Below are 12,177 nucleotides of genomic sequence, written 5' to 3' on the forward strand. Positions count from 1 at the left end.
AACCGGTCGGGTATCGCACGCTGTCGTAAATCAATACACCGATTCATCACGGGGAGTTACCCCTGTGCCTGCTCGATCGCGTCCTCGAGCTTTTGACTCTGCTCCTCCTGGGTCTCCTCGGTCGCCGGGACGTACCCCACGTCGCCGGCGACGAGGTCCTCGTTCGTCGTCTGCTCGACGAAGTAGCGGGCGAACTCGGCGACGTGTTCGTTCCCGAGCGACTCCATCGAGGGGTAGGTGAAGAGCGGGCGGGAGAGGGGTGTGTACTCGCCGTTGGACGCCGTTTCGAGGCTCGGCTCGACGGGCCCGTCGCCGGAGTCGATCCCGAGCGCCTTGAGCTGGTCGGGGTTCTGGAAGTAGTACGCGAAGCCGAAGTACCCGATCGCGTACTCGCTGCCCGCGACGCCGGTGGCGATGTTGTTGTCCTGTTCGGTCGCCTGGTAGTCGCTGGTGTGACCGCGCTCGCCGAGGACGGACTCGATGAAGTAGTCGTACGTCCCGGAGGTGTCGGCGGCGCCGTACCGCTCGATCTCCTCGTTCGGGAACTCGTTGCGGACCTCGTCCCACGTCTCGACGGCGTCGGACTCCCAGATCGTCGCGAGCTCCTCGACCGTGAGCGAGTCGATCCAGTCGGCCTCGGGGTTGACGACGACCGTGAGCGCGTCCGTCGCCGCGATCAGTTCGATGTACTCGACGCCGTTGTCCGCACAGAGCTGTTCTTCCTCCGGCTGGATGGGTCGACTCGCGTTGTTGAAGTCCGTCTCGCCGACACAGAAGTAGTTGGAGAAGCCCCCGCCGGAGCCGGTCGAGCTGATGGTGGGGTCGATGCCTGGGTGTTCCTCGGCGAAGTCTTCCATGACCGCGCTCATCAGCGGGAACACGGTACTCGATCCGGCGATGTTGATCGAACCGGAGAGCGAATCTCCGCCGTCTCCAGAACCGTCGCCGGAACCGTCACCGCCGGAGCCACCGTCCCCCGAGCTCTGTGTACAACCCGCGAGCGCCAACGCACCGGCACCGGCGAGCGCCGCGAGCGATCTCCGTCGCGTGATTCCCTCCGCCTCCAGGTTCTGGCTGGGTGCCATCACCGGATCGTGGACGAAGACCACGTAAATACGATGCTATGAGGAATATACGACGGGGTGTAGTGAACGATAGTGCTATATATGACTATGATACCTATATATCTCGAACTCAGGGCGCGCCGAACGCCGACGATCCGGCTACGGGACGTCCAGTCGACGATCCATATATAGCCGTATGGCCCTCTATACCGGACGATATACGCCACATATAATCGATTATGCCCGATCAACGTATCTCGGGAGACATGGCGACGATCGATCCCGGGAACGGCTCCGATCCCGACGGCGCGGAGCGACTACGTAGCGCCGAGTCCCTTCTGTGTGCCGCCCGCGACGCCCTCCGCGTCGAGCGCCGGCGGACCGTCGACGAACGGGAGGCCTTCGAGGCGTTTCGGTCGCGCGTTCGAGGGATCTCCGCGGAGGCGACGGCGACGACGGGAGCGGGACCCGCCGCGGAAGCCGGGACGGTGACCGCCGCGGCCCCGGATCCGTCGCGGCTCCGGGGCACGACGGGAACCACCGGTCCGGGACTCGTCGCGATCCGGAACGCCTACGAGGAGACGGTGATGTCCGTACCCCACTACGACGAGGAGTACAACGACACGTACGAACGCAGCCTCGCGGAGGAGTTCGGCCCGGAGCTCGCGCTCGCGCTCACCCGAGAGCCGACGCTACACGAGCGGTACCGGTCGTCGCTTCTGGCGAAGACGACGGAGGCGATACGGCGGCGGGACGAACTCGTCGGGATCGTCGAGTCCGAGTCGTCGTCGGTCTCCCGCGCCCGCGAGGACCTCTCCCCGATCGTCGAGGAGGTCGAGACCGTCTCACGGCGGGAGTTCGAGGCCGAGCGGTTCGGCGCGCTCGACGCGTATCGCGCTCGGTTGAACGTCCTCGCCGGGACGTGCGACGAGATCGCGGCCCGTCGGCAGGAGGAGCGGATCGACGGGGAGCGGTCGGCGAACGTCGCCGGGATCGTCTCGGACGTACAGGCGTACCTCTACCGGGAACTGCCGGTCACGTATCCCGTCCTCGCGGCCGTCGCCGCGGTCGGCGGCCGGATCGAGTCGGTTCGGCTCGACGTCGAGCGAGCGATGATCCACGCCGAGTCGTCGTAGGGAGGCCGCTCACTCCTCGACGTGTTCGGCGAGGAGCCGCTCGGCGTGCGCCTCCGAGTCGGCCGTCTCCCATCGGACGCGGGTCGCGTCGCCGTAGGCGAGCGCCTCCTTCAGCTCGTCGCGGAGGACGCCCGTCCCGAACCCGACGGTCTCCTTCCCGTCGTCGCCGAGCTCGTAGAGGCCGTATCGGTTCGGCGCGCTCCCGACGGTCGAACGGTCGAGGTCGCGCCAGGGTTTCGCGAGGCTCACGGTCGGTCAGCGGTGGGCGTCGAGGCCCTCCTCGGGGCCCGCGACGATCTCGTAGCTCTCCTCGGTCCAGCCGTCCTCGACGAAGACGAACACCCGACCGCCGGCGACCTCCGGGTCGGCGGTCACCCGGTTGCGCTGGCCCTCGCGGCCGACGATCACGCCGGGGAACACCTCGTCAGTCTCGTCGGAGTCGACCACGACGCGGCCGACGCCGGAGTCGCGGAGGATGTCCTCGCCGGTGTTGTAGTCGTTCACGTACGTCATCACGCCCTCGGTCTCGGTCGGGTCGGTGACGAGCACGTGCGTCTCCTTGCCCGGTCCGGCGGTGACCGTCCCCTCCATGGACTCGGGGACGCCGCGGTACAGCGTGGTTCGACCGTCGAGGTACTCGACGACGACGCCCTCCTCGCGGAGGTCGACGCCGATCGAGGTCGGCGGGACGTCGCCGGGTGCGGATGCGGACATGTCGGTCGCTCCGGCCGCCGACGTGAAAAGGACCGCGCTCGCGGGGGACGACGGGACGGTACCCTCGCAGGCTCGCCGCGACCGCTAACCCTTTGAGGACCCTCGTCGCGAGTGCGTGTATGGAGGGACGGGCGGCCGCGCTCGGCGCGGGAACCGTGTTGAACGCCCTGGCGACGGGGACGGGTGCGGCCTTCGGGCTCGACGTCGAGACGCGCGCGACCGTCGATCTCGACCCCGGAACCGACGCCGTCGAGGGAACCATCGCGGAGGACCCCGACGGCGACACGGCGCTCATCGAGCGCTGCGTCGCGCTCGCGACCGAGCGATGGGGCGACGGCGAGGGCGGGACCGTCCGAACCGACAGCGACGTGCCGCTGGCGGCGGGTCTCAAGAGCTCCAGCGCGGCCGCCAACGCGACCGTCCTCGCGACCTGCGACGCGCTCGGGTTGACGGTCGGCGACGCCGGCGATCCGGCGGCTCCCGACTCGGCGGCCTCCGACCCGGAGACCGGCGGGACGGCCGTCGACGTGACCCGGCTCGACGCCTGTCGACTCGGCGTGCGCGCGGCCCGCGAGGCCGGCGTCACCGTCACCGGCGCGTTCGACGACGCGGCCGCCTCGATGCTGGGCGGCGTCTGTCTCACCGACAACGGCGAGGACCGCCTCCGCGCCCGCGACCCGGTCGACTGGGACGTCCTCGTCTGGACGCCTCCCGAGCGGGCCTACAGCGCCGACGCCGACGTCGAGCGCTGTGCGGCCGTCGCGCCGATGGCCGACCTCGTCGACGACCTGGCCGCGGACGGGCGGTACACGGAGGCGATGACCGTCAACGGGCTCGCCTTCTCGGCCGCGCTCGGCTTCGACACGGACCCCGCCGTCGAGGCGATGCCCCGCGCGTCGGGGGTGTCGCTTTCGGGGACCGGCCCGAGCGTCGTCGCCGTCGCGGACGCGGCCGACCCCGACGCCGACCTCGACGCCCTCGCGGAGCCGTGGGGCGACCGACCGGGAACCCTTCGACGGACGACGACGCGAAACGACGGCGCGTACACCGGTGATTCACCATGAGCACTGACACATCCGACCCCGAAGAGATGAGCCTCGACGAACTCCGCCGGGAGATCGAGGACATCGACCAAGAGATCGTCGAACTGATCGCCCGCCGGACGTACGTCGCCGACACGGTCGCGCAGGTGAAAGAGAAGCGGGACCTCCCGACCACCGACGAGTCACAGGAGGCCCGCGTGATGGACCGCGCCGGCGAGAACGCCGAGCAGTTCGACGTCGACGTGAACCTCGTGAAGGCGATCTTCAGGCTGCTGATCGAGTTGAACAAGGCCGAACAGCGGGAGAGCCGGTAGCTCAGTCGAGGCCGAGACTCAGCTGTAACGCCTCGTCGACTTCAGCCATCGTAGGTCCGTCGAGTGAACCGACGACCGAGTGGATCCGTTCCGGAACCGAGACGGTTCGAATCTGGTCGAGCCGGATCGACGAATCCTTTTCGAGCGGTGACCCGTCCGCCTCGACGAACACCTCGAACGGATACTCGCGGTAGGTCCCCGTGACGGGCGCGACGATGGTCGTACTGGAGTTCCGGTTTCCGATATCGTTTTGAACGACCACGGCCGGGCGCGTCTTCTTCATCTCGTGTCCTTCGGCGGGGTCGAATCGAACGATAACCACGTCGCCCCGTCGCACGTCCGTGCCGTCACTCATCGAGGCGTTCCCACGCTTCGTCGGAGGCTTCGCTCCACTCCTCGGCGAGTGCCTCCGCGCTCTCGGAGGCCTCTCGATAGGCGGCTGCCAGCTCGTCGTCGTCCGGCCGGTCGGACTCCACCTCGACGACTGCGACGGTCACGCGCTTGTTCGCGTACTCGGTGCCGAGGTAGACTCGACCTCGGTCGTCCGTCTCGTTCGTTTTGAGGTCTGTCGCGTCGACTTTCATCGACGAACGGTACGGACCCACCGCGGATATGTGTTACCCACTATTACCCACAGATTTCCCCGTAGCGGGTACGGGATTTATTAAGGATTTCAGCTGCCTGAACAAGGCGGAGCAAAGAGAGAGTCGCTAGAGTTCTCGCAGACCGAGGCTGTATTCGAGTGCCTCGTCGACTTCCTCCATACGGGACGCCGGCACGGAGCCGAGACTGGTGTTAATACGGTGCTCGATGGACACCGTACGGACCTGACTACAGAGAGCGACCGAGTCCTCTCGGAGCGGAGACTCGGCAGCCGAGACGAGTACCTCGAACGGGTACAGTTCGTCTCCTCGCGAGGTCGTGAACGGGACGACGATGGTCGTCGGTGCGTTCTCGTTCCCGATGTCGTTTTGCACGACTAGACACGGTCGTGTTCCTCGTTGCTCTGACCCCTCTGTCGGGTCAAGCTCGACGATGACGATGTCTCCGCGGCGAACGTCCATCGACTACCACTCGGGAACGTCACCGAGGTACTCGTCGGCCTCGCGAGACACACCGTCCATCTCCTCCGCGAGGGTTTCGGATTCTGCTGCGCGTCGTCGGTACCCCTCAGCGAGTTCCTCACGCGACAGTGGTTTTTCGATGGTGATCTTCCCGTCCTCTTCGTGAACCAGTACCTCGTCCCCGCCGTGGATACCCAGTTTCTCTCTCAGTTCTTTCGGGAGGGTGACTTGCCCCCGTTCACCGACCTTACGTTCCTCGCTCCGGACCATACCTATTCATATCATATTCATATCCATATGCGTTTCGTTCGGAGATGAGCTGAGAGGGGACGGGCCTCCGGCGACATGCGTAACTTTCGTTCAGGGTGCGATGTAACTCCCTCACGGCCACTGACTCTTTTGAGTGGAACGGCCGTATCCACCCGTATGGTCTCCGTAACCGACGCTCGTGTGGTCGCGCTCGGCGTGCTCACGCGCCGAGTGGCATCGACTTCTGAGAGTCACGCAGTCGACCCCTCCCGGTTCGGTCGCCCACCCAACGCGACGTCGAGCGGGTCCTCGATCTCGCCCATCACCGCCTCGAGGGCGTCGGTCGCGGTCACCAGTCCCACGACGTTCTCGCCCTCGCCGTCACCCTCGTCGCTACCCTCGCCGCCACACACGAGCGCGAGCTCCTGGTGTTCCTCCTGGAACCGGTCCACGACCTCGCTTATCGGCGTGTCCTCGCGGATCGTCATCGGTTCCGCGGCGACGTCCTCGAGGCTCGCCGTGGCCTCCCGCAGGGCGTCGATCCGGTCGACGACCGCGGGCACGTAGACGATCCCGCGGAAGTCGGTCGGGTCGTCGCCGATCAGCGGGAACCGCGTGTGCGGGCTCCCGCCGATCCGGTCGAGGTTCTCCTCGACGGACGCGGTCGTCGAGAGGAACACGACCTCGTCGCGGGGGGTCATCACCTCGCTCACGGGACGCTCGCCGACGGTGAGCGCGTTGAGTATCTCGGTCTTTCGCTCCTCCGGGAGGCCACCTCGATCGAGGACGGAGCCGAGCCGATGTCTGAGCTCCGCCCGCGACTCGATCCGGTCGGACTCGGCCTCGAGCCACGCGCCGGTCATCTCGACCCCGAAGAGGCCGAGCGTCCACTTGGCGACGCCGTCGCCGATCGCGATCATCGGGGAGATGAGTTTCGCGAACCAGTACAGCGGCGTCGCGCCGTAGCGGGCGACGAACTTCGTCCGCTCCACGCCGAGGTACGTCGGCGTCTGCTCGCCGTGCGTCAAATGGAGCAGGTTGATGATGAGGAAGCCGACGATCCCGCCGGCCCCTATCGACGCCAGAAGCGTGTTCTCGAAGACCGGTTCGATCAGCGTCGCCAGCGCCGGCTCCGCGACGATCCCGACGGCGATGCTCGTCGCGGAGATCCCGACCTGACAGCTCGTGAGGTAGATCTCGAGGTCCTCGGTCATCTCCCAGGCCCGTCGCAGTCCCGGCGTGTCGAACGCCGACTCGGGGTACTGCCGGACGCGGGTCAGCGCGAACTCGATCGCGACGAAGAAGCCGTTGGCCAGGATGAGCAGGATCCCGGCGAGCAGTCGGAGGCCGATCTCGAGTCCGTTCACGCGTCGAGGATCTCTCGAGCGGTCCCAAGACCTTTTCCGTCGATCTCGTCCGGCTCCGTCCCGTCCCGTGGCAGCGTCGCGACTACGTCGGAGTCATCGTCGACCGAGTCACGTCGCCGACGGCGTCACTTCGCGGTCGGCGTCACGTCGCCGACGGCGTCCATGACCTGGATCGCGGCGCTCGCGGCCAGTCCGCGAGCGACCTCGTCGGCGTCGGAGTCGGCGATCCCGGCCTCGAGCTCGTCGAGGTCCGGGGTGAACCCCGCGGTGACGGGGTGGCCGGCCGGCGGATTGACGGCGACGGTCGCCTGGGGCCCGTCGGTTCCGACCGAGAGCTCCGATCCGACCGCGTAGCCGTCCGGGAGATACGATTCGGTGCGGGAGACGATCCCCGCCACCGTCCGCCTGAGTCGCCGTTCCTGTTCCGGGGAGAGGTCGACCGGTGCGGGTTCGCCCGCGTCGGTCACGCCCGGCGGTCCGGCGTACGGGTTATTGCCGTTCATCGAAGACACCCGGTGTACGCGGACCCGAGTCAAAAAGGCGTCGGCGACGGCGATCCCCCCTCATGGGGCCAACACGCGCCACAGCACGCCCGGCCGCAGCAGCGAGGTCGGCTCCCGTTCGAGCCGGAACACGCGGTAGTAGGCGTCCGTCACCCGTCCGTCGTCGTGTGCCGTCGAGACGAGTCGATCGACGTACCGGTTGAACGCGTCGGTCCCGGTCGGCTTCGGCCCCGCGGTCGCCTCGAACGCGAAGTCGGCCCCGACGGCGACCCGCCAGACGGCCTCGACGATCCCCGCCGTGCGGTCGAAGAACCGCGGAGCCAGGTCGTCGAGCCCGCCGGTCGCGAGCGCGTGGTGAAGCGCCAACGCGTCCAGCGCCGCCACGGACATCCCCTGCCCGTAGATCGGGTTGAAGCTCGCGATCGCGTCGCCGGTGACGACCAGCCCGTCGGGGAACCGATCGAGCCGGTCGTACCGGCGGCGCACGCTCGAGGGGAACGGGTAGTGGTGGACCCCCTCCTCGGTCCACTCGCGATCGCGGACGAGTTCGGCGACCTCCGGGACGGGGAAGCTCTCGGCGAAGGCGACGAGTGCTTCGGGATCCGTCGGCGCGTCGTCGCCGTGGACGCCCTGGAGGATCACCTCCCAGCGGCCGCCCTCGATCGGGATCGCGGCGGCCCCGCGCGTCCGCGGCGGGTCCGGCGGGACGACGAGCGTGTGTCGCGCCGATCCGGGGCGTTCGACCCGGATCGTGCTGTAGGTCACGTCGACCTCGACCGACTCGGTCGGAGGCGGCTCGTACCCGTTCGCCTCGAGCCACGAGGAGGTTCGGCTTGCGCGGCCGGTCGCGTCGACGACGAGGTCCGCCGGGAGGGTCGTCACCCCTCCTCGATCGTCGCGGAACTCGACGCCCGCGACGCTCCCGTCGTCGTCGGTCTCGTAGCTCGTGAACACACGGTCCCCGCGCTGCGTGACCGACGGTAGCCGCTCGATCCCCTCACGGATCGCGTGCTCGAAGAGCGCCCGGCTCGCACAGTACATCGGGAGTCGCTCGGGCGGGTCCGCGAGGAAGTCGCCGCCGTCGTAGTAGCGCATCTCGCGGGAGGCGTCGAGAAGCAGCCCGCCCGCCTCGAGGAGGCGCTCGCCGAAGCCGGGAAACAGGTCCTCGATCGTCGCCCGGCCGGCCTCCAGCATGGCGTGCGGGTGACGCGTCTGTGGCGCGCCGTCGCGGGGACTCGGGGTCTCCGGGATCCGGTCCCGCTCGATCACGACCACCTCCTCGAAGGCGTCCGCGAGCACGCGCGCCGCACACAACCCGGCCACGCTCCCGCCGAGGACGACCGCCCGGCTCCCGAGCGTCGACGCCCGATCCCGGTCGTACCGCGTCACCTTCTCGAGCACCATCGATTCTCGTCGTAGTCGGATACCGGGTCGACGCCAATCAATCTTGGTGGGCCTCAGAGGATCGGCTCGGACTCGCCGTACGCCGCGACGGTGACCGCCGTGGTGTACCGGCCGGGCTCGGCCGTCGCGGTCTCGACGCGGGTCTCGCGGTCGGGCAGGTCCCAGTCGCGAAGCGACGACCCGGCGTCCAGCCCCGCGTGGATCCGGTCGCGGACCGCCTCGGGGTCCTCGCCGGTCACCTCGTAGAAGATCCCCGGGCCGGGTCCGGTCGCCCAGCCGAGTCCCGCGGCGACGTCCGGTCGGCGTCGGGGCGCGCGCTTGTCGGCGGCCTCCTCCGCGCCCGCCCGTCCGCCTTCACGAAAGTCGACCTCGTCGCCCGGTCCGACCGTCCGGCGCGCCTCCACGACGGTGAGGGCGTTCCCCGCCGGGCCGAGGTCCGGCGCTCTCTCCACGCGCTTCACGGTCGCCTCCGCGGGGACCACCGAGGAGACGGCGACGAGGTTGTAGTTGTGGAGGTTCGCGTCCGCCAGCGCGGCGTCGTAGGAGGCCATCGCCGTGTCGGCGACGCCGACGCCGCCGGCGACGTGGATGGTGTTCATCGACGTGGAGTCGACGACGCTCGATGGAAGGTGTTACGAACCGACCGCGGTGGCGCGCCTCCGAGTGCCCGGAGGGCGCGAGGAGCCCGCGAGGGACGCCGCGAACGCTTGGAAAGCGTGAGCGGCAGCGAGGCGCTCCGCGCCTCTGGCAACCGGCGCGAAGCGCCGGTGACGAGGTTGGGGAGGCGTGAGATGCGGGGCGGCTGGGGCTTTGGAGGCGTTCTCCGCGTCAACGGCAGCAATTCCACACGAACGAACGGTTGGTACCTCAAAAACGACCGCCCGAAAACCGGCCGCCGCTCAGTACTGGTAGTTGATGACCTGCTCGTCGGTACCCTCGGCGTCGTGGAGCTTGTCGCGGGCTCGCTCGAAGTCGGCCTGGACCACCTCGGTGCGGTCGTCGCGGATCGCGAACATCCCGGCTTCGGTCGCGATCGAGGCGATGTCCGCACCGCTGTAGCCCTCCAGGTCCGCCGCGACCTCGCTCACGTCGACGTCGTCGGCGACGTTCATCTCCTGGGTGTGGATCTCCAGAATGCGGGCCCGGCCCTCGGTATCGGGCTCCGGCACCTCGATGAGCCGGTCGAAGCGGCCGGGCCGGAGGATGGCCTCGTCGAGCATGTCGAAGCGGTTGGTGGCGGCGATGATGCGGATCTCCCCGCGCTCGTCGAAGCCGTCCATCTCCGAGAGCAGCTGCATCATCGTCCGCTGGACCTCGGCGTCGCCCGAGGTCTTCGAGTCCGTCCGCTTGGATGCGACCGCGTCGATCTCGTCGATGAAGATCACCGCGGGCTCCCGCTCGGCGGCGAGCTCGAAGAGGTCGCGGACGAGCCGCGAGCCCTCGCCGATGAACTTCCGCACCAGTTCGGAGCCGGCCATCTTGATGAACGTGGCGTCCGACTCGTTGGCGACCGCCTTCGCCAGCATCGTCTTGCCGGTCCCCGGCGGGCCGTGAAGGAGGACGCCGCTCGGCGGTTCGACGCCGACCGCCTCGAACTGCTCGGGGTTCTCCAGGGGGTCCTCGACGGCCTCGCGAACCTCGCGGATCTGTTCGTCGATCCCGCCGATGTCGGCGTACTCGACCGCGGGCGACTCCGTGACCTCCATCGCCTGCGCCCGCGAGTCGGTCTCGTCGTCGAGGGTCTGTTGGATCGCGAAGGAGTCGTTGATCGCGACGCGGTCGCCGGGACGGAGGTCGGCGTCCAGCCGGGTCGCCGCCTGCGTCAACACCTCTTGGTTGTTGCCGTGCTGTTTGATGACGACGCCCTCGTCGGTGATCTCCTCGACGGACGCGATGTACAGAGAGGAGGTCTTCAACACCTCGTTCTCGCGTTTCAGCTCGTCGACGTCGGCTTTGAGGTCGCCCCGGCGTCCCTGCGCGTCCTCGAGGCGGTCCTCGAGTTCGTCGTTCACGTGGACGATCCGCCGGTAGTGTTGCCGGATCGCCTCGAGCCGTTCCGCCTCGCTCATCTCCGGATCGAGCTCGAGACGGGGGCGGTCCGGCAGTGAGGGGCTATGAGACATTCGTTGTCCCCGATATGGTACGCGCGTAAATGTGCCTTTGGGTCACGGCGGTTCGACGGCCGCGCCGAGAGGGTTTTCCGACCACGAGTCCAATTATCAGAAAAGATATCAGCCCGGCGGGTTTTATGTCTCTCTGGTTCGTATCGGCGGACATGAGCGGACGAACCGTTTCACAGCGCGCCGCGTCGACGGGGACGGAGCGGGATCGCCTCGACGCGCCCGTTCGACCATGACCGACGGAGCGTCCGACGACGGGCCCACCACCGACGAACGCGTCCCCACCGTCCCCACCGTCCTCGCCGTCGACGACGAGCCCGACCTCGCCGAGCTGTATCGCGTGTACCTCGACGGACGCTACGACGTCCGACTCGCCACGAGCGGCGAGGAGGCGCTCGCGGAGATGGACGACGACGTCGACGTGGTGTTACTCGACCGGCGGATGCCGGACCTCTCCGGCCACGAGGTGCTCTCCGAGATCCGGGCGGCGGGATACGACGCCCGGATCGCGATGCTGACCGCGGTCGAGCCCGACGTCGACATCGTCGACATGCCGTTCGACGACTACAAGACCAAACCCGTCACCCGCGACGACCTCGTCGCGCTCGTGGAGGTGCTCTTGGAGCGCGCCGCCTTCGACGAGCGGAGCCAGCGCTTCTTCGCGCTCGCCTCGAAGAAGGCCGCACTGGAGGCCTCGGGAACGACGAACACCGAGGAGTACGACGAACTCGTCGAGCGGATGGAGGCCGTCCGCGCGGAGGTCGACGAGACGCTCGACCGACTCTCGGCGAAGGACGCCTTCGCCGAGATCTCGACGAACGTCCCCTGACGGAGCGACCGAACCGCACCTTCTCCGACGCTACTCGATCTCGAGTTCGTTCCCTCCCTCGCCACCGGCGTCCCCTTCGTCCCACTCGAGTTCGAACTCGACGCTCAACTCGCCGGGACCCTCGGCCGGCCCCTCCCGCTCGGCTTTCACCTCGAAGGTCGGCCGCGCGGGCGGCGCCATCGTCACCGACTGCTCGCCGCGGGTGAGCGTGATCGCGTTGCCGGCGTCGAGCGAGTCCGCGACGGTCCGGAGATACGCGGCGATCTCCTCGCGGCTCCGTCGGCTCTCCGACTCGAAGAGGACTTCCTCGGGCATGTCTCCCCATAGGCGACGTTGCCGGATAAACGTATGCGCCGTGTCAGGTCGCCGA

17 protein-coding genes are annotated in these 12,177 nt (G+C 68.2%); 4 read left to right on the forward strand and 13 right to left on the reverse strand.

Translation table 11 applies throughout. The features are described 5' to 3' along the window. Nucleotides 1-56: 56 nt before the first annotated feature. A complete protein-coding gene (locus F3H10_RS06195) occupies nt 57-1,085 on the reverse strand; it encodes a PstS family phosphate ABC transporter substrate-binding protein (protein ID WP_149783931.1) in 1,029 nt (342 codons plus the stop codon). A 245-nt stretch (nt 1,086-1,330) separates the two neighbouring features. Here F3H10_RS06195 and F3H10_RS06200 point away from each other — a divergent pair, with 245 nt between their 5' ends. Further along, nucleotides 1,331-2,200 carry a DUF7260 family protein gene (locus F3H10_RS06200; RefSeq protein ID WP_223174228.1) on the forward strand — a complete coding sequence of 290 codons (870 nt, stop codon included), beginning with the start codon at nt 1,331-1,333 and terminating at the stop codon, nt 2,198-2,200. Between the two features lie 9 nt (nt 2,201-2,209). On the opposite strand, the gene F3H10_RS06205 is transcribed toward F3H10_RS06200, so the two are convergent. Both F3H10_RS06205 and F3H10_RS06210 read right to left on the reverse strand, forming a co-directional pair. Further along, entirely contained in the window at nt 2,210-2,449 is a 240-nt protein-coding gene (locus F3H10_RS06205; RefSeq protein WP_149783932.1) for a DUF7508 domain-containing protein, read from the reverse strand. Between the two features lie 6 nt (nt 2,450-2,455). Continuing rightward, nucleotides 2,456-2,914 carry a DUF5796 family protein gene (locus tag F3H10_RS06210; protein WP_149783933.1) on the reverse strand — a complete coding sequence of 153 codons (459 nt, stop codon included), beginning with the start codon at nt 2,912-2,914 and terminating at the stop codon, nt 2,456-2,458. 119 nt (nt 2,915-3,033) lie between these two features. Here F3H10_RS06210 and F3H10_RS06215 point away from each other — a divergent pair, with 119 nt between their 5' ends. Continuing rightward, complete coding sequence (locus F3H10_RS06215) at nt 3,034-3,978, forward strand: shikimate kinase (RefSeq protein ID WP_149783934.1); 945 nt, start codon at nt 3,034-3,036, stop codon at nt 3,976-3,978. Beyond that, nucleotides 3,975-4,271: a chorismate mutase gene (locus F3H10_RS06220; protein WP_149783935.1), complete on the forward strand. Its 297-nt coding sequence runs from the start codon at nt 3,975-3,977 to the stop codon at nt 4,269-4,271. The genes F3H10_RS06215 and F3H10_RS06220 overlap by 4 nt, the downstream gene beginning before the upstream one ends. 1 nt (nt 4,272) lies before the next feature. On the opposite strand, the gene F3H10_RS06225 is transcribed toward F3H10_RS06220, so the two are convergent. The 9 genes from F3H10_RS06225 to pan2 all read right to left on the reverse strand — a co-directional run bounded on the left by F3H10_RS06225 (nt 4,273) and on the right by pan2 (nt 10,981). After that, entirely contained in the window at nt 4,273-4,626 is a 354-nt protein-coding gene (locus F3H10_RS06225; RefSeq protein ID WP_149783936.1) for a type II toxin-antitoxin system PemK/MazF family toxin, read from the reverse strand. Then, nucleotides 4,619-4,855 (reverse strand): hypothetical protein, encoded by a 237-nt coding sequence (locus tag F3H10_RS06230; protein WP_149783937.1) that lies wholly within the window; start codon nt 4,853-4,855, stop codon nt 4,619-4,621. Before F3H10_RS06230 ends, F3H10_RS06225 begins: the two co-directional genes overlap by 8 nt. A gap of 126 nt (nt 4,856-4,981) precedes the next feature. Beyond that, entirely contained in the window at nt 4,982-5,335 is a 354-nt protein-coding gene (locus F3H10_RS06235) for a type II toxin-antitoxin system PemK/MazF family toxin (protein WP_149783938.1), read from the reverse strand. Between the two features lie 3 nt (nt 5,336-5,338). Then, the gene (locus tag F3H10_RS06240; RefSeq protein ID WP_149783939.1) at nt 5,339-5,605 is read right to left on the reverse strand and encodes an AbrB/MazE/SpoVT family DNA-binding domain-containing protein; all 267 of its coding nucleotides are present in this window, start codon (nt 5,603-5,605) and stop codon (nt 5,339-5,341) included. A 230-nt stretch (nt 5,606-5,835) separates the two neighbouring features. Continuing rightward, nucleotides 5,836-6,951 carry a CNNM domain-containing protein gene (locus tag F3H10_RS06245; RefSeq protein WP_149783940.1) on the reverse strand — a complete coding sequence of 372 codons (1,116 nt, stop codon included), beginning with the start codon at nt 6,949-6,951 and terminating at the stop codon, nt 5,836-5,838. Between the two features lie 125 nt (nt 6,952-7,076). Then, nucleotides 7,077-7,454, reverse strand: a complete 378-nt coding sequence (locus F3H10_RS06250) for a DUF5811 family protein (RefSeq protein ID WP_094534549.1) — start codon at nt 7,452-7,454, stop codon at nt 7,077-7,079. 60 nt (nt 7,455-7,514) lie between these two features. Then, the gene (locus F3H10_RS06255; protein ID WP_149783941.1) at nt 7,515-8,858 is read right to left on the reverse strand and encodes an FAD-dependent oxidoreductase; all 1,344 of its coding nucleotides are present in this window, start codon (nt 8,856-8,858) and stop codon (nt 7,515-7,517) included. Nucleotides 8,859-8,911: 53 nt separating this feature from the next. After that, complete coding sequence (locus F3H10_RS06260) at nt 8,912-9,457, reverse strand: pyruvoyl-dependent arginine decarboxylase (RefSeq protein WP_149783942.1); 546 nt, start codon at nt 9,455-9,457, stop codon at nt 8,912-8,914. A gap of 300 nt (nt 9,458-9,757) precedes the next feature. Next, nucleotides 9,758-10,981 carry a proteasome-activating nucleotidase Pan2 gene (gene pan2 / locus F3H10_RS06265; protein WP_149783943.1) on the reverse strand — a complete coding sequence of 408 codons (1,224 nt, stop codon included), beginning with the start codon at nt 10,979-10,981 and terminating at the stop codon, nt 9,758-9,760. Nucleotides 10,982-11,210: 229 nt separating this feature from the next. Between pan2 and F3H10_RS06270 the strand changes: the two genes are divergently transcribed. Beyond that, nucleotides 11,211-11,807, forward strand: coding sequence for a response regulator (locus tag F3H10_RS06270; protein WP_149783944.1), 597 nt, complete (start codon nt 11,211-11,213; stop codon nt 11,805-11,807). 30 nt (nt 11,808-11,837) lie between these two features. On the opposite strand, the gene F3H10_RS06275 is transcribed toward F3H10_RS06270, so the two are convergent. Further along, nucleotides 11,838-12,122: an amphi-Trp domain-containing protein gene (locus F3H10_RS06275; RefSeq protein ID WP_149783945.1), complete on the reverse strand. Its 285-nt coding sequence runs from the start codon at nt 12,120-12,122 to the stop codon at nt 11,838-11,840. Between the last annotated feature and the right edge of the window lie 55 nt (nt 12,123-12,177).

The organism is Halorubrum aquaticum, from assembly GCF_900113615.1.
In the GTDB taxonomy this organism is placed as follows: Archaea; Halobacteriota; Halobacteria; order Halobacteriales; family Haloferacaceae; genus Halorubrum; species Halorubrum aquaticum.

Bases quoted from the DNA above. Each gene is read 5' to 3' on its own strand.
- F3H10_RS06195 (WP_149783931.1), bottom strand. From the start codon at position 1,085: ATGGCACCCAGCCAGAACCTGGAGGCGGAGGGAATCACGCGACGGAGA.
- F3H10_RS06200 (WP_223174228.1), top strand. From the start codon at position 1,331: ATGGCGACGATCGATCCCGGGAACGGCTCCGATCCCGACGGCGCGGAG.
- F3H10_RS06210 (WP_149783933.1), bottom strand. From the start codon at position 2,914: ATGTCCGCATCCGCACCCGGCGACGTCCCGCCGACCTCGATCGGCGTC.
- F3H10_RS06215 (WP_149783934.1), top strand. From the start codon at position 3,034: ATGGAGGGACGGGCGGCCGCGCTCGGCGCGGGAACCGTGTTGAACGCC.
- F3H10_RS06220 (WP_149783935.1), top strand. From the start codon at position 3,975: ATGAGCACTGACACATCCGACCCCGAAGAGATGAGCCTCGACGAACTC.
- F3H10_RS06225 (WP_149783936.1), bottom strand. From the start codon at position 4,626: ATGAGTGACGGCACGGACGTGCGACGGGGCGACGTGGTTATCGTTCGA.
- F3H10_RS06230 (WP_149783937.1), bottom strand. From the start codon at position 4,855: ATGAAAGTCGACGCGACAGACCTCAAAACGAACGAGACGGACGACCGA.
- F3H10_RS06235 (WP_149783938.1), bottom strand. From the start codon at position 5,335: ATGGACGTTCGCCGCGGAGACATCGTCATCGTCGAGCTTGACCCGACA.
- F3H10_RS06240 (WP_149783939.1), bottom strand. From the start codon at position 5,605: ATGGTCCGGAGCGAGGAACGTAAGGTCGGTGAACGGGGGCAAGTCACC.
- F3H10_RS06250 (WP_094534549.1), bottom strand. From the start codon at position 7,454: ATGAACGGCAATAACCCGTACGCCGGACCGCCGGGCGTGACCGACGCG.
- F3H10_RS06255 (WP_149783941.1), bottom strand. From the start codon at position 8,858: ATGGTGCTCGAGAAGGTGACGCGGTACGACCGGGATCGGGCGTCGACG.
- F3H10_RS06260 (WP_149783942.1), bottom strand. From the start codon at position 9,457: ATGAACACCATCCACGTCGCCGGCGGCGTCGGCGTCGCCGACACGGCG.
- pan2 (WP_149783943.1), bottom strand. From the start codon at position 10,981: ATGTCTCATAGCCCCTCACTGCCGGACCGCCCCCGTCTCGAGCTCGAT.
- F3H10_RS06270 (WP_149783944.1), top strand. From the start codon at position 11,211: ATGACCGACGGAGCGTCCGACGACGGGCCCACCACCGACGAACGCGTC.
- F3H10_RS06275 (WP_149783945.1), bottom strand. From the start codon at position 12,122: ATGCCCGAGGAAGTCCTCTTCGAGTCGGAGAGCCGACGGAGCCGCGAG.